Origin of the sequence: Proteus sp. CD3 (assembly GCF_008808075.1) — a bacterium.
In the GTDB taxonomy this organism is placed as follows: domain Bacteria; phylum Pseudomonadota; class Gammaproteobacteria; order Enterobacterales; family Enterobacteriaceae; genus Proteus; species Proteus appendicitidis.
In genome coordinates, this window is the sequence record NZ_CP019686.1 from 3602261 (window position 1) to 3618622 (window position 16362).

Here is a 16362-nt window from a genome sequence, read left to right on the forward strand (position 1 = left end):
GCATGAAAAAGTCTCATTGGCTTACTCTTATTCTCAGCGGTTTAATGCTAACAGCGACAGCAAATGCTGAAGAGAAAAAGCCGCTATTACAAGAGGGTAAAAAGACCCTCTATCAACGTGTATTAACTTATCCAGGTTGCCAAGTTGCTGACACTGTTGGCGCAAAAGGTAAAGAGCAACCCGCATTTAGCCGTTTTTATGTTTATCAACGCCAAAAGCAAGGCGCTAATGAGTGGCTACAAGTTGGCCCTGATAGCTTAGGTCATATTAGCGGTTGGATGAATGCAAGTTGTACATCAGAGTGGAAAATGCAGCTAACACTCGCATTTACTAACCCTGCGGGTCGTAACCCAATGCTGTTTTTCAAAGATAAGCAAACAGTTGAAAGCTTACTTGAAAGCCCTACTCCTGAAAAACAGTACCAGCCCTTTTTAGCAGATATCAAAAACCAAAAAGTGAATCCGGCTGTTTTAGCAAAAGAGCCTGATTATATGATTGATCAGAAAAGTAATTTTTATCTACTGCCTGTATTAGGCTCTGATGAAGTCTTTACTGATGCGGGTTATAAAGTGCGAGTGCTCAATGTGGCTTCTGTCTCTTCACAAACCAAAGACAGCAAAGACGCACAGAATGCGAATACCACTGCAAACAGTACAAAACCAGCAACACCTAACAGCAAAGATGCTGACAATATGATGCAAGGTTTTTCTGCCGCAGTAGTGTTTGTTATCGACTCAACAATATCAATGGACCCTTACATTGATAGAACCAAAGAAGCGATTCAAAAGGTTTACGCCCAAGTCGAAAAAGACAATATGTTGGATAAGGTTAAGTTTGGTTTAGTGGCGTTTCGCTCTAATATCAAAGCAGTACCTGCATTGGAATACGACAGCAAAATGTTTGTAAATCCCAATGATGTAAAAGATGGCCCTGATTTTCTGAACAAAGTTAAAGAATTACGCCAAGCTAAAGTCTCAAGTAGTCGTTTTGATGAAGATGCTTACGCAGGTGTAATGCAAGCTCTTGATGATGTTGATTGGACACGCTTTGGTGCGCGTTACGTTATTTTAATCACCGATGCAGGCGCATTAACGGGTGATGATCCTCTTTCATCCACTAAGCTCGACGCTGAGCAAATTCGCCAAGAAGCCGCCTATCGCGGTGTTGCACTTTATACACTGCATTTAAAAACGCCATCAGGTGCAAAAAATCACGCTTCTGCACAAGCACAATATGAAGCACTAACGCTCAATCCTTTCTTACACAAATCGCTTTATTACCCAATTAATTCAGGGGATATCAATAGCTTTGGTCGGATGGTCGATAGCCTAGCAACTGCTGTAACTACTCAAATTCAAACGGCTTATCGTGGCGAAGCGGCTGTGGGTAGCGCAGTAAATGCCGATCCTGCTTATAGCAAAAACAAAGAGACAGATACCTTACTTAACGACGCACACGACTTAGGCTATGCCATGCGTTTAGCCTATTTAGGTGAAAAACAAGGTACAAAAGCGCCTCCTGTGTTTAAAGCATGGATAAGCGACCGCGATTTATTGCAGCAAAATATTCCAACCACAGAAGTACAGGTGTTACTGACTAAAAGTGAGTTGAGTGATTTAAGCGATGTGATGAAAAAAATCGTTAATGCCGCTAATGAAGGTTTGATCTCTCCAGATAATATGTTTGCGGATTTACGCTCAATTGCCGCCACAATGGGTAACGATCCAAATCAAATCAAGCAAGGTTCAGCGACCAAATTAGGCGAAATGGGCCTGCTCGGTGAATATGTCGAAAACCTCCCTTACTTAAGTGAAGTCTTAGGGTTAGATGAAGAGACATGGAAAAGCTGGGATGGTCTAGAGCAAGAGAAATTTATCCGCCGACTCAATACGAAGTTGCAATATTATCAACGCTATAACGAAGATGTTGATCGTTGGATATCCCTTGCACCACAAAGCGATCCTCGCGATCACGTTTATCCTGTACCACTGGAAAACTTGCCTTAATGATCCAGATTGAAGGCATGGCAATTACGCGTGGTGATGCGCAACACGGTTTTCGTGTTGCGCTTCCTTCATTGACCCTTGAGAAAGGGGAAATCGGTGCGCTAACGGGCTTAAGTGGTTGCGGTAAAAGCACCTTGTTGGAAATGATCGGGCTGATTTTACGTCCCGATGAATTAACCCATTTTCAACTCGGTGATAATTTAATTATCACGCAAGCAGTGTTAAGTAATGAACAAACACCACTCGCCTCATTGCGTGCTGAAAAATTAGGTTTTATGCTGCAAAGTGGCGGATTACTTCCCTTTTTAACTGTTATGCAAAATATTCAATTACCACGTAGGATGCTAGGGTTAACACCGCACTCTGCTTGGCTTGATCACGCAATTGATCATCTGCAATTACGCCCTTTACTTAATCGCCTTCCTCGTCAGCTCTCCATTGGTGAACGTCAACGCGCTGCGTTTATTCGCGCAATCGCTCATGAGCCAGCTTTATTACTTGCCGATGAGCCAACGGCCGCTCTCGATCCTCATAATGCACAAGCGCTGTATGCATTGATTGTAGAGATGGTAAAACAACTCGATATCTCTGCGCTGGTTGTTAGTCACGATTGGTCTTTAGTCGAGCGTTTTGAATTTAGTCACTATCATGCACAACTACAGGGGGGCGGTAGTGTCTTTATCAAACAATAACGCCAATCCTAATCGCCTTGGTTTACTCAGTTCACTTGCTTGGCGTGACTTAATTTATGATCGCAAAGTCGCACTCTGTATTGTGTTCTCTTTAGTCTCAGTGATTGCGCCACTGTTACTGCTGTTTGGATTAAAAAACGGCATTGTGACGCAGCTTCACAACCAACTACTCAATGATCCTCGTAACCTTGAAATACGTATGTTAGGCAATGGCAATTATCCACAAAGTTGGTTTAATGATATTGCACACAAAGAAGAGGTACGTTTTGTTATCCCATTAACACGTAGCTTAAACACACAAGCCGATATTGTGATTGATGGGCAACATTTTATTGATAATGCTGAAGTGATCCCAACAGCAGAAAACGATCCTTTATTAGAGGGTGTTGCTATTCCTCAAAATGCAGACACCTTGGTGCTCTCTGCCAATGCGGCACAAAAACTACAGGCTAATGTAGGCGATAGTGTGCGCTTATTTATCAGCCGTAAGCTTAATGGCGTCAATGAACGCGCCAAACGCACCTTTACTGTCAGTGCCATTATCAGTGATAGCAAATTTTCACGGGCAGCCGCTTTTGTTTCTCTTGATGTTTTAGTGGCAATGGAAGATTACCGAGATGGTTATCAAGCGCCTCTTTTTGGCGTAACACAAGGCACAGAAGCGAAACCAAGAACCCAGTTTGCCAAAGCTCGCCTGTATGCAACAAATTTAGATGCCATCGCACCACTCGATGATTGGTTTAGACAACAACACATTGATGTGATGACACAAAAAAGCCAAATAGATTCGGTAAAAGCAATCAGCTACGTCCTTAACGTTATTTTTTCCGTCATTGCTTGGGTATCACTATTAGGCTGTATTGCCTCATTAATTGGCGCATTCCTTGCCAATATTGACCGAAAACGTAAAGACATGGCAGTACTACGCCTGTTGGGTTTTCGTCAATTTGCAGTCTCTTTATATATTGTGTTGCAAGCGCTGCTATTAACCAGTGTTGCCTTTATTTTAGCTCTGGGGCTTTATGGTATCGGTAGCACCTTATTTACCACATTATTAGGCACACATTTACCTGAACAATCCTTTGTCTGTCAGTTAACATTTTGGGATTTATTGATTGCCATGTGCAGCGCCTTACTTGTGGCTTTAGTAGTGGCAAGTATTGGCGCATTACGTGCCGTTTCGATTGAACCTGCGGAGAGCTTACGTGAAATTTAATTTATCGCTTCTAACTTTATCATTCGCGCTGTTATCTAGCAGTTTTACCGCAGCTGCCAAATGGGACGATAAATTCGTTAACCCAAAAGCGTTGCCTGATGATGTGATCTTGCCTTTCCCTTGTGAAGGTTCAATGGTCTTTCGCCAAGTAACCATCCCCTTAAGCCAGCCATTACAAGACTACAGCGTGACATTAGGGCAAGAAGGCGATGAATGGGGCTATTTAGAACAATCACGAGCAGAACATATTGCGGGTAGCTTTCCATTAAAAGGTAAAGAGAAAGGCCGTTATTATCTTATGGCAAAATACCCCGTTACCGATTTGCAATATAACGCCATGCAAAGCGTGATTAACGGCAAAGAGTGCCCTGTTGCTTCAAATAAATTACGTTTACCAAAAGTGAATATCAGTTGGTATGAAGCAATGCAATTTGCAGATCAATATAACCAATGGTTAAGAAGTAAACATCCCGAAGCACTGCCTGTTGAAGATGGTGCAAAAGGTTTTGCACGATTACCGACAGAAACTGAGTGGGAATTTGCAGCGCGCGGTGGTTTAAAAGTCTCAGCCTCAGAATTTCGTGATGTGCGCTTCCCAATGCCTGAAGGCACCAAAAACTATATTTGGTCTGCGGGCAGTCAATCTGCTAATGGTTCATTACAGTTAACCGGTTTGTTATCACCTAATCCACTAGGCTTACATGACATGTTAGGGAATGTCGCTGAAATGATGTTTGAGCCTTTTAGATTAAATAAACTCGACCGCTTACATGGACAAGCGGGTGGCTTTATTGTGCGCGGGGGCAGTTATCTCACCCCAGAAAGCGATATGCGCAGTTCATGGCGTCAAGAAGAGCCTTATTACACCAATACCGGTGCAAATAAAAATAAATACACGGGCTTTCGTTTAGCGATTGTCGCGCCAGCATTAACCTCACGCGACAAAATCAAAGAGATAGAAAAAGAGTGGCAACAATTAGGTAATGAGAAGCCTGCAAATAATAACTCAAAAAACAATAGCGATAATTCCATTAATAGCCTGAATACACTCTCCACTCAAGTACAAGATGAAGCGCTGAAAAAACAGTTAGCTGAATTGAAAAATACATTACGAGCAAATGCACAGCTGCGTGATGAGCAACGCGATCAAGCTATCCGTACTTCATTGCAATTAGGTGCTTTTCTATGTACCAAATTAAAAGATGATGGCGAATTCTATGATCGATTAATCGCATTACATGAGAAAAATTGTCCTGCGGGCGCAAAAGATGCCACTTGCGAACGACGTCAAGAGCAAGTTAACGAACATAAGAAAACCCTTGATTTTGTCGTGAGTTATTACGCAGACACATTAGTGGATATGGCAACAACGTATGATGCTTCTTTGGTGAAACCACAAATTGACGTGGTACGCCAATTGATGGAAGCCAGAGGAAAATCAAATTTAAATACGTACCTTTCAACATATATGCAGGGACTCCAAGGATATTGGGCTAACGGTAAAGTTTCACGGAATGAATGGCTTGAAGCGTGCAAAAAACAATAACAGAGACTTGGGATAATAGGTGTGGTATGAACAAACAACTTATGGCAGTACTTGGTATTAGTGCCGTACTTGCTTTATCAGGGTGTCAAAGTAATAGCGGTACTGATCCTCGATTGAAAAATAACAGTGATATGGAGTTTTTCAGTAAATCGGGGATTGGGGCTTGTGCGGGGGGTGCCGCTATTGGTGCATTAGGCTGTTTAGTCTCAAATTCCAGCAATAAAGGCGCATGTATGCTTATTGCTGCTGTTGCGGGTTGTGGTATCGGTATTGGTGCAAATGCCTATTTAGACAACAAGCGCCAAAATTACGCCTCGAAAGAAGAAATGCTCAACTCCATGATAGAGGATGTGAAAAAAGAGAATCAGCGCCTACAAAGTGCCTCAAATACCGCAAGAGCCGTCATCAACGACGATAAAAAAGCGTTGGCAAAAATTGAGCAAGATATGAAACAACAACGCCTCAATAAAGCCGCAGCTGAAAAACAATTAAAAGGTATTGATGCCAATATCGCAGCACTTCGTTCTCGTTTAGCGGATATGAAAAAACGTGAAAGTGAATGGCGTGATATCGCGGCTCAAAGTCGTCAAGATGGCTTAAAGACAGCACAGCTTGATAAACAAATTAATGGGATGAAGCAACAAGTGACGTCTTTACAAGAAGAACTTGATAGCCTTTATACCCAACGTACAGCAATAAAACTTAGTTAACGTTAAAAAGGATGATAATGAAATTTTTACCACTCTCCCTCGTAGGGATGACCTTACTTTTAAGTGGATGTGTGACTAATCCGGCGGATTGTGATCCAACAACGGGTGATGTCAGCATTATCACAAAATTTAATTGTAACTACTCAGGGACTTACGATAACCGTATTGAGCAGAAAAAAGCGATTCTAGGCAACGAACAAGCATTAAATAAAGAATTTAAAGCGGTTTTAGCTGCCATTGAAAAAGAAAAGCAACAAACCAATGCGAGCCTCAAAACTCAACAAGCAAACCAACGCGCATTAAATCAATCCATGAGCAATCTGTTAAATCAAATTCGCCAAAAGACCAAAGGGCAAAATGATATTCAAAAGCAGATCAATGAAATTGATAAACAAATGAAAGCGGTACAAAACAATCCATCAAAATCAGTGATGGAAAAACAACTTGAGTTAGAGAACTTACAAAATCAGGTCATTAGCCTACAAAGCGATTTAGGTCTTAAATAAACCTAAAAAAGCTCTCTATTATTATTTAGAGAGCTTTTTCTTTTATTTTTCATTATTATTTTTTATTTGTCGTTATAGTAAATAATATTACCCCAATATTATTCATATAACATTGATAATAATTAATATCCCTCTTTAATAAAACAACCACATTTAAATTTACGTGCTATTTTTTATTCCATTAAAAATAGACTCATTATTATAATTCCATTGCTTAATAATACATTCTTATTATTTAAATTATGGGATATAACTAATGAAAACAAAATTACTATCAACTTTATTTATTACTGGTTTATTGGCGACATCTTCTGTCTATGCACAAAACAATTTTAAATTAGATAAAACCACACTTTCAGCAGGTTATGCACAAGTCAAAATGGCAGGTCAAAACCCAATTCATGGTGGTGTTTTATCTATTCGTCAAGAAATTAATTCACAATTTGGTATTTTAGCAACAACGACTTACGCGCAAAATGAATATGATTTAAACAAATCTATTAATACTTTCTTTAAAGATGTTCATGCACGTTATTACTCTGTTATGGCTGGACCAACAATCCGTTTAAATGATTTTATTAGTGTTTATGGCACCGCAGGTATGAGCCAAATTCAATTTAAATCTGAAAATTCAGAATTAAAAAAATTAAAGAAAAATGCATTTAGTTGGGGCGCAGGTTTAATCATTAATCCAGCAGAAATGATTTCTATTTCTCTTGGTTATGAAAATAGCCGTTTTAAATTTAAAGATACCGATAATCGCATTGTTTTAGATGGCTTCGTGGCTAATATTGGTTATCGTTTTTAATTAAATTCTTATTACTTAATAATAAACACTTAAAAACAAAAATGCCTCTGCTTTATAAAAACAGAGGCAAAATAACGCAAAAGACCCACACTAGGGAATAACACAGACACCGATTGTCTAAACGACTTTCTAAATCATTTTATTAAAGCTTGGTAAGTGCCTAGCTGATAACCTCGTTCCACAATCGCTTGTTTTAACGTGGTATCTGTTAATACCTCAAGCTCCGTTAAGCGCTGAAAGCAATAACCACTTGCGCGCAGTGGATTATCCACAAAAGCAGGATGTGTCATCACTTCAATAGAATGCTCATGACGCGCTTTCGATTCATCGAGCACCTTTAAAAACAATGCTTGAGTGATTTCATCGCCATAAAATTGACTATCAAAACCATCACTACTTATCACGCCTTGAGTATCAATGCCCTCTTTTTGCGCTAACGGTCTATCAACGCGCATTGGTAGCGATTTTTCTTTGGCAAACTCCGCCACAATAGGAAAAATTTGTTTAAACATATGCACATGATGGTGGCTATCAATATGGTCTGGCGCACAACCAAAGATCTCAATAAAACGTTGATATTGTGCGTGAAGCTCTACACGTATTTCATCAAGCGGTAAATTGCCCTCTTCTGCCATTTGCCATACCCATTTTCCTAGTACACCTTCACGAGTTAAAGAAGGTAAAGGAGACAGCGGTTTACCCATCGTCAACGTAAAATGAAGCCCTACACCTAATCCAGGCAACTCATGACGCAATTGTGCTGCGTGTTTAATTCCTTCAGCATTGACAAGTGCGGTTGTTGAGCTAACTACACCATAACGAAAACACTCTGCAATACCGTAGTTTTGACCTTTACTCAGCCCAAAGTCATCCGCATTCACAATTAGTAAACCAGCCATTCTGTCTCCTTATGACTTATTTTTATCTACCGACAATTAATGAGAGGCTTTTTCTAATTCAGCAATTGCTTTAGCAAAATTAGGTAGATGTGCTTTATGTGCTAATAACATTTCACGCGTAAGTACTTCTGCATCTTTATCTGAAAGTACTAACGGTGTTAAGTTCATCGCTAATAAAGCATCATTTAATTCGCCACTAATAGCCGCTTTGCTGGCCGCGATTTCAAAGCCTTTGATGGTATGAATTAATCCCATTACTTTTTCATCAAAATGCGTTAAACGAGGATGAGGTTTAGCACCATCACGTCCTAAAATAGCGGTCACTTCAATTGACCAATCTGCTGGAATATTATCGATATGACCATGGTGAGGAATATTCACATAATGTTCAGCTTGTTTATCATTATAAATAGCATTAATCACTTCACAGGCGGCATCAGAATAATAAGCCCCACCACGTAATTCCAACTCTTTTGGTTTGATATTTAAATCAGGATCTTTATACAATTCAAACAATTGCTTTTCGACTTTTTGTACTACTTTAGCGCGAGCGCCACCTTTATAATATTCGCCCATTTCAATAGCTAACATCTCTTTTTGCTTAAAGTAATACAGTAAATAAGAGCACGGCAACATATTAAGAGAGCGGATCAACCCTTCACTAAAGGGCAGGTCAAAAATATTTTTCACAGAGCCAGCGGTTAATGTTCCTGAAGCCACACCGTCTAATAATTCAGGAAAACGGGATTGACCATTTACAATAACGTCTTTAATAAACACCATATGATTTAAGCCAAATAAATCAATAGAGAGTTCATCTTTATCCGTTAATTTCAAAACATCGGTAATAAACATTTTCATACCGATTGGAATATTACAAACCCCAATAAACTTCTTAAAATTGGTATGGCGATAAACGGCTTCTGTTACCATGCCTGCTGGATTGGTAAAATTGATGATCCACGCATCAGGGCAAATTTCTTCAACATCCTTAATAATATCGAAAATAACAGGGATAGTACGTAAGCCTTTAAATAGCCCACCAGCACCATTGGTTTCTTGTCCTAAATAACCATGACTTAAAGGAATAGATTCATCAAGCTCCCTTGCTTTCAATTGACCAACACGCAATTGTGTTGTGACAAAATCAGCCTCTTTTAATGCTTCACGGCGATCCAGAGTTTTATAAAGGGTTAAAGGAATACCCGCCTTTTTTACCATGCGTTGGCAAAGCTCAAAAATAATATCGAGTTTCTCTTTCCCTTCTTCAACATCCACTAACCATAATTCAGTGATCGGTAGTTCATGATAACGCTTAATAAAACCTTCTAATAATTCAGGCGTATAACTGCTTCCACCACCAATGGTAACTACTTTTAATTTATGACTCATAAAATACTCCCATACAGCGTAATAGTGCTGTTATTTGTGTATTAATGGCGAAATTAAGGCGTAAAGAGCCACGAAGAAAATAAGCTTATTTTCTTCTTTCTCTCTATTTTCAATAAAATTAATCTTTATTGTTGATTAATTTCTTACGCTTAATAATGAATTAGTTTGTTTCTTTAATACTGTATAAATTTTTCCGATAACTATTTGGTGTCAGCGAAGTTATTTTCTTAAATGTCTTAATAAATAAACTTGGACTGCTGTAACCCGCATCAAAAGCAATATCTGTTATCGAATAGTTTGTAATTTCCAATTGTTTTTTCGCAAAATTAATTCGAATATCATGAATAATTTGCATCGGTGTTTTATCGTAATAACGCCGAGTTGCTCGGGTTAAATATTCTTGTGATTTCCCGGATAACATCACCATATTAACCAATGCATTTTCACCAAATTTTTGTTTGTCATGCATCTCGCTTACAGTGTCTTTCAGCCATAAGGGAATATCGTCTTGTGTTCTATTTTCTCGATGGTGTCGTAATCTATTCACCACATTAAAGGTGACAATTTCAATAAATTCATTAAATTCAGTATGGCGGAAGTTCAGGGAGCCAATAACCGATTCAATATAGGACAGAAACTCATTTTTCAATTCATAAACTTGTGAGGCAATAAAATAAGAAGGCAATAACGAGAGATAATGTTTATCAAAAAAGGCTTTACTAATTCCCACATTTAAAATGCGAGTTGCACCAAAATCATAAAAACTTTGATGATGAGAACCTATGGGGATAAAAACAAAGTCGCCCCGTTCTAATAAAATCTTTTTACCATTAATCTCTTGATAATAACGCCCTGTTAATACGATGGTGAATTCATAATAATCATGCTGATGCAATCCACTAACACTTTCTGTTTTATTATAAATAAAGACATGAAAGTTTTTGCCATTAAATAGCTGATCTTCATAGACCATGCGTATTTCGCTTTGCGCTTTCAATGACTCCACCACGGTATTCATCTTATTTTATCTTCTCATGTAACTCGATTAATTCTGTCACTAACTCTCTGGCTAACATCGAGGTCATTAAATGATCTTGTGCGTGAACTAATACCAAACTGACTTTCGTTTTTCCTACACCTTGGTCATCACCAATTAAACGAGTCTGTATTTTATGTGCTTCATTTAATGCTTCGCGAGATTGTTCCATTAATTTTCTCGCGCCATCAAAATCACCTTCTTTGGCTTTTTTTAATGCACCATAAGCCACACTACGCGCTTGGCCTGAATTAATGATAAGCCCCATAATGATCTCTTCAAATTCATCATCGGTTGCACTGCTATCAACGGCATTTTCAATATCTAACATCATATTCCCTCTTTGACACTGGCAAGTGCAGAGAAGCCTCTGCACTTGTGTTTTCTATCACTTAAAATTTCAACGCATTGGCAATATCTTCTTCACTTTCTTCTTTTTCAATTTCAGTTTGCGCTTTATTTGAAATAATCACGAAAGGAAGATAAATCAGTGTGGCAACACCCAAGTTAAACAGTGCTAATAACAGTGCCGCAATACTACCGTTGGTATTAAAGAAGGCACCTAGCCCGGTTGGCATTGTCCACGGTGCAATATTTGTTACTGGTGGGATTATCCCTAAGTAATAAGCCGTCACCGTAATTGCAGCAAGAATAGGCTGAATAAGAATAAATGGAATAAACATCACTGGGTTCATAATGACAGGCAGACCAAAAATAATCGGTTCGTTAATTTGGAATAAACCTGCTGGTAATGCCAGTTTTGCCACTTGACGATGATCAGCGCGACGAGATGCGATAAAGATAGCCAGAATAAGTCCCAGTGTTGCCCCTGTCCCCCCTAAGAAGATAAAGGAATCTAACATTGGTTTCGCCCAGAGATGGAATGTTTTACCCGCTGCGAGTGCCGCTTCCACTGAACCGTATTCTGTATAAATTGAGACGTTCTCTAACGCCCAAGGCGTCATAATACCGCTATCAAGTGCGGCAAGGGCGAGCGATCCATGAATACCAAAGAACCACAGTAAAGAAGTGAAGATAACGTAAGCCCAACCAACCACAGATCCCATTGATGCTAATGGTGTTGAGATAGAATCTAAAATAATTTGATGGAAGTTCGTTTCATACGTCGCTAATCCCCACGAAACAATCCCCATCACTGATAAGATAATAAAGCCTGGAATTAATGCAGAGAATGAACGCGAAACAGATGCTGGCACGCTATCTGGTAAACGGATAACCCAGTTGCGACGCACAATAAAGGTAAACATTTCAGCCACAACAAGACCAATAATGATACCTGAAATAATATTTGCCCCGCCTAGCCAATTCGCGCCGACTGCATATGCACCCGCTGCGTTATAAGGTGTTACTGTCATAAATGCCGCAATAGAGAGTAAGCCTGCCGCAATCGGGTCAACTTTACGCTCTTCGGCTAATGCCATCCCGATAAAGAACGGTGCCATCAACGACATTATGCCCAATGTACCGTTATAAACATTCCCCCCTATGGCTTTAAAACCATTGAGTGTTTCTATTGTGGATGCATCAAGGCGGATACCTAAAGAATAAAAGAAGGAGCCATCACCAAAACTAAGAAAAACGTTATTGATAAGTACAAACATTGCCCCTGCAAGGGTTAATGGCATTAAACGAATAAAGCCATTTTTAATTGCATTAACGTGAGGTTGCTTTCCAATTTTAACCGCAAAAGGAAGGAGTACCTTTTCAAGTGAACCAATAAACTTACTCATAGAAAAATACCCTTAAAATGCCGCTAATTGCTCGGCTTGCTGAAAAATTCGCTCTTTGACTGGAATAGAAATAATAAAAAAATAAAAAATAGAATTAATTTGTTGTTGCAGATGCTTTTTTAATAGAGGCGACAGCGGCTTTTAACACGCCTAAGCCATCTACTTTTCCGTATAACAAAGAATCGATCACTTCGACCGGCTTATTAGGGAGTAATTTTTGGATATCAGGCAACATCCAGCTAATTTGTGGACCCAGTAAAATCAGATCCGCATCCTGTCCTTTTTGTGCTGCTAAGGTTTCAGGAAATGCTTCAATGACCACAGGCACTTCATATTTTTCTGCTTGCGCTCGCATTTTGGTCACGAGAAGAGATGTTGACATGCCAGCAGAACAAAATAAGTAAATATATTTCTTTTGCATAAAACCCTCTTGAGTTGGCAACGATTTACCCTAGAGATAACAAGGCTTTCTCTTGTGCATTCATTACTGTGTCAGTACAGAAACCGAAGTAAGATTAAAATAAGGATTGTTTCTGCTTGAATGAAGTATACGCAATGATACTAGTTAACGATATTTCTTATCAGTTCAGAATTGTCTCTCCTTGACCTACTCTTTTGACACTCTTCACAAATTGAGCAAATAATCTGAAGAGTTCTTTCACGTCACGAAATTTGTCTTTCTGATCAACATCTATGACCATTCGCAAAATTTCGCCATTTAAGTCAAGTTAATTCTTTATTATTATGAGAATGTGAATTAGTATCATTACTCTTTATATTTTTGATGGTATTATCGTCTTCTTTGTGGATCGACATTTAGGCCACTGCTGTAAAGATCCGTGTTATTTCGTGTTGCAACAATATGGGAAAGAGAATGTTTAAAAAGTCATTAAGCCCACTGTTTTTACTGCTTTCTTCACTTGTTATCGCTGGTTGTGATAACGCTCAAGACACATCAACAGCACAATCAGCAGAGAAACAAACTCTCACGATTGAACATTTCCAAGGGACAACTGAAATCCCTGCACATCCACAAAAAGTGGTTGTGATGAATATGGAAACCCTCGATATTATTGATGCATTAGGTGCTCCTATTGTTGGTCTTCCACAAACGAATGTTCATTTACCAAAATTCTTAGAGAAGTACACCAATCCGAACGACTATATCAATGAAGGTGCATTATTTGAGCCGAACTATGAAAAGCTCAGCACAACAGCACCTGATTTAATTTTAAGTGGTAGCCGTGCTCGTGATGCGTACCCAAAATTAAGTGAAATTGCACCTGCGATTTCAATGGATATCGACCCTAAACATTTTGTCGAAAGCCTTGCTGAACGTACAACAACATTAGGTCAAATTTTTGGCAAAGAAGAACAAGCCAAAAAATTACTGGCTGATTTCAATAGCAAAATTGCTACCGTAAAAGCCAAAACGCCAGACGCAGGTAAAGCAATGGTCGTTTTAGTCAGTGGCGGTAAAATTTCTGCTTATGGTCCAGGCTCTCGCTTTGGCTTTATCTATGATGTATTAGGTTTTGAACCCGCTTATGTTTTTGATAGCCCAGGTTCACACGGCAACATCGTTAACTCTGAATTACTGTTAAAACTTAACCCAGATTGGATGTTTGTTATTGACCGTGATGCCGCAATTGGTCGTGAAGATTCACAACCTGCTCAACAAGTTCTAGATAATGCACTGGTAAGAAAAGTAAATGCTTGGAATAAAGATCAAGTTATCTATCTTGATGCAAGTTCCATTTATATCTCTGGCGGGATCCAAACTTACTCTCGCTTAATGGATACAATTAATCAGGCATTGGATCAAAAAAAATAAAGTAACTGAATGAAAACGTTCCATTTATCATTGGGGATAGGGGTTATCGCTATCCTCTCAATGATCAGTCTATTTGTCGGCGCAGGAGATATTACTCCTGCTTCGCTTTTTTCTGATCCCGATATGCGTGATATCTTCTTTATCAGCCGAGTTCCAAGAACCCTATCATTATTACTCGCCGGTGGTGCCATTAGTGTTGCAGGTTTAATCATGCAACTACTCACTCAAAACCGCTTCGTCGAACCCTCTCTTGCAGGAACCACACAATCTGCAAGCCTTGGATTATTAGTCGTCATGCTGCTCTTTCCCGCGGCTGGCATCTTTACCAAAATGATGGTCGCAACGGTTTTTGCCCTTTTGGGTACGTTGTTGTTTATGTTGCTTTTGCAAAGGATCACCTTAAAAACAACACTGATAGTTCCTTTAGTCGGCATTATGCTCAGTGCAGTTATTGGCGCACTCACCATCTTCTTAGCGGTATATTTCGATTTACTGCAATCATTAGATGCATGGACAAGTGGCGATTTCTCAAGTGTGCTACAAGGCCGTTACGAGCTGTTATGGCTTGTCGGTGCGTTAGCAATCATGGCGTGTTGGGTTGCAGATAGCTTTACTGTTGCCGGAATGGGACGTGAATTTTCCATTAACGTAGGACTTAATTACCGCAAAGTGATGATCATTGGGTTATCGATTATCGCGCTTATCAGTGGTGTTGTGGTTTCTGTTGTCGGTGCATTACCTTTCCTCGGCTTAATTGTACCCAATCTGGTGAGCTTAGTGATGGGCGATAACATCCGCAAAACCATTCCTTGGGTTTGCTTAAGTGGTGGTGCGATTGTTTTACTGTGTGATGTGATTGGCCGCCTTATTCGCTACCCATTTGAAATTCCTGCCAGCGTTATTTTGGGCGCAGTGGGTGCCGTTATTTTCCTTTTCTTAATATTAAAGCAGCAACGTTATGCAAAAAGTTAATTCATCCATAATTAGCAAATGTACTGGCGCTGTCGAACATAAGAAAATGCGCCTCTCACCTATGTCTCGCATCTGGTTATTATTAGGGGCATCGTTATTATCTATTGTGTTATTTATGACGATAAACCTAAACGGCAATATCTCTTATATTTTGACTCACCGCGCTTACATCATTCTTACTATGATTGTGGTGGCTTTTGCTGCGGGTGTTTCCACGATATTGTTTCAAACCATCGCCAATAACCGTATTTTGACGCCTTCACTAATGGGATTAGAAGCCCTGTTTGTATTGCTACAAACCGTGTTTGTTTTCTTTGAAGGCGATATGCCTGCCTCGTGGATGTTGAACCTATCTAAGTTTTTCTTAGAATCGACATTGCTAGTGCTATTTTCCGTTGTACTCTACCGCTGGCTGTTTAGCTCTGTACGCTTTAACATTAATTTAGTCCTCATGATTGGGATTATTTTAGGTACGCTATTTCGTAGTTCCGCAACGCTATTACAACGTTTGATGGACCCTAATGAGTTTTCCATCTTACAAGGTCGCATGTTTGCCACTTTCACTCGTGCCACTCCTGATCTTATCTTTTGTGCCTTAGCCATAATTGTGGTTGTCGGTGCTTTACTTTGGCGTATGCGTTATAGCTTTGATGTCATGGCATTAGGACAAGCAAATGCCATTAACCTCGGGATTAATTACCGCAAGCAGACCACTTATATTCTGTTACTGATTTCTGTTTTAGTTGCAGTTTCTACCGCTTTAGTTGGCCCGTTAACCTTCTTGGGTTTAATTGTCGCTAACCTTGCTTACCATATCAGTGGCAGCAGCCAGCACCGTTTCTTGATGCCCGTCGCCTTCCTACTGGGTACGATTGCCTTAGTCGGTGGACAACTGGTTTTAGAGTACGGTTTAAAAATGACAGGAACACTTTCTGTTGTGATTGAGTTTGTTGGTGGGATGTTCTTTATCTATTTGGTGTTAAGAAGACTTTAA

16 protein-coding genes are annotated in these 16362 nt (G+C 39.5%); 10 read left to right on the forward strand and 6 right to left on the reverse strand.

The window, feature by feature from the left end:
* The first annotated feature begins 2 nt into the window (after positions 1-2).
* From BTA34_RS16050 to BTA34_RS16080, 7 genes are all read left to right on the forward strand, one after another.
* The gene (locus tag BTA34_RS16050) at positions 3-2006 is read left to right on the forward strand and encodes a vWA domain-containing protein (protein WP_151436412.1); all 2004 of its coding nucleotides are present in this window, start codon (positions 3-5) and stop codon (positions 2004-2006) included.
* On the forward strand, positions 2006-2698 hold the full coding sequence (locus BTA34_RS16055; RefSeq protein ID WP_151436413.1) for an ABC transporter ATP-binding protein: 693 nt from the start codon (positions 2006-2008) through the stop codon (positions 2696-2698). The genes BTA34_RS16050 and BTA34_RS16055 overlap by 1 nt, the downstream gene beginning before the upstream one ends.
* The gene (locus BTA34_RS16060; RefSeq protein WP_265576117.1) at positions 2679-3914 is read left to right on the forward strand and encodes an ABC transporter permease; all 1236 of its coding nucleotides are present in this window, start codon (positions 2679-2681) and stop codon (positions 3912-3914) included. Before BTA34_RS16055 ends, BTA34_RS16060 begins: the two co-directional genes overlap by 20 nt.
* The gene (locus BTA34_RS16065) at positions 3904-5460 is read left to right on the forward strand and encodes a formylglycine-generating enzyme family protein (protein ID WP_265576118.1); all 1557 of its coding nucleotides are present in this window, start codon (positions 3904-3906) and stop codon (positions 5458-5460) included. The genes BTA34_RS16060 and BTA34_RS16065 overlap by 11 nt, the downstream gene beginning before the upstream one ends.
* Before the next feature lie 26 nt (positions 5461-5486).
* Positions 5487-6170: a hypothetical protein gene (locus BTA34_RS16070; RefSeq protein WP_151436415.1), complete on the forward strand. Its 684-nt coding sequence runs from the start codon at positions 5487-5489 to the stop codon at positions 6168-6170.
* Positions 6171-6187: 17 nt separating this feature from the next.
* The gene (locus BTA34_RS16075; RefSeq protein ID WP_265576119.1) at positions 6188-6676 is read left to right on the forward strand and encodes a hypothetical protein; all 489 of its coding nucleotides are present in this window, start codon (positions 6188-6190) and stop codon (positions 6674-6676) included.
* Positions 6677-6932: 256 nt separating this feature from the next.
* Positions 6933-7484, forward strand: a complete 552-nt coding sequence (locus BTA34_RS16080; protein WP_151436416.1) for an Ail/Lom family outer membrane beta-barrel protein — start codon at positions 6933-6935, stop codon at positions 7482-7484.
* A 134-nt stretch (positions 7485-7618) separates the two neighbouring features.
* Here BTA34_RS16080 and chbG read toward each other — a convergent pair whose 3' ends face one another.
* The 6 genes from chbG to BTA34_RS16110 all read right to left on the reverse strand — a co-directional run bounded on the left by chbG (position 7619) and on the right by BTA34_RS16110 (position 12983).
* A complete protein-coding gene (chbG, locus tag BTA34_RS16085) occupies positions 7619-8383 on the reverse strand; it encodes a chitin disaccharide deacetylase (RefSeq protein ID WP_151436417.1) in 765 nt (254 codons plus the stop codon).
* Positions 8384-8419: 36 nt separating this feature from the next.
* Complete coding sequence (locus BTA34_RS16090) at positions 8420-9775, reverse strand: 6-phospho-beta-glucosidase (RefSeq protein ID WP_151436418.1); 1356 nt, start codon at positions 9773-9775, stop codon at positions 8420-8422.
* Positions 9776-9935: 160 nt separating this feature from the next.
* Complete coding sequence (chbR, locus tag BTA34_RS16095; RefSeq protein ID WP_151436419.1) at positions 9936-10793, reverse strand: transcriptional regulator ChbR; 858 nt, start codon at positions 10791-10793, stop codon at positions 9936-9938.
* Between the two features lies 1 nt (position 10794).
* Positions 10795-11142, reverse strand: a complete 348-nt coding sequence (gene chbA, locus BTA34_RS16100; protein ID WP_088494268.1) for a PTS N,N'-diacetylchitobiose transporter subunit IIA — start codon at positions 11140-11142, stop codon at positions 10795-10797.
* A gap of 61 nt (positions 11143-11203) precedes the next feature.
* The gene (chbC, locus tag BTA34_RS16105; protein WP_151436420.1) at positions 11204-12562 is read right to left on the reverse strand and encodes a PTS N,N'-diacetylchitobiose transporter subunit IIC; all 1359 of its coding nucleotides are present in this window, start codon (positions 12560-12562) and stop codon (positions 11204-11206) included.
* A gap of 94 nt (positions 12563-12656) precedes the next feature.
* Positions 12657-12983 (reverse strand): PTS sugar transporter subunit IIB, encoded by a 327-nt coding sequence (locus BTA34_RS16110; RefSeq protein ID WP_069369489.1) that lies wholly within the window; start codon positions 12981-12983, stop codon positions 12657-12659.
* 453 nt (positions 12984-13436) lie between these two features.
* Between BTA34_RS16110 and BTA34_RS16115 the strand changes: the two genes are divergently transcribed.
* From BTA34_RS16115 to BTA34_RS16125, 3 genes are read left to right on the forward strand one after another with little or no spacing between them, the layout of a single operon-like run.
* Positions 13437-14396 carry a siderophore ABC transporter substrate-binding protein gene (locus tag BTA34_RS16115; RefSeq protein WP_151436421.1) on the forward strand — a complete coding sequence of 320 codons (960 nt, stop codon included), beginning with the start codon at positions 13437-13439 and terminating at the stop codon, positions 14394-14396.
* A gap of 9 nt (positions 14397-14405) precedes the next feature.
* Positions 14406-15368 carry an ABC transporter permease gene (locus tag BTA34_RS16120; RefSeq protein WP_151436422.1) on the forward strand — a complete coding sequence of 321 codons (963 nt, stop codon included), beginning with the start codon at positions 14406-14408 and terminating at the stop codon, positions 15366-15368.
* Positions 15355-16362 (forward strand): iron chelate uptake ABC transporter family permease subunit, encoded by a 1008-nt coding sequence (locus BTA34_RS16125; RefSeq protein WP_151436423.1) that lies wholly within the window; start codon positions 15355-15357, stop codon positions 16360-16362. The genes BTA34_RS16120 and BTA34_RS16125 overlap by 14 nt, the downstream gene beginning before the upstream one ends.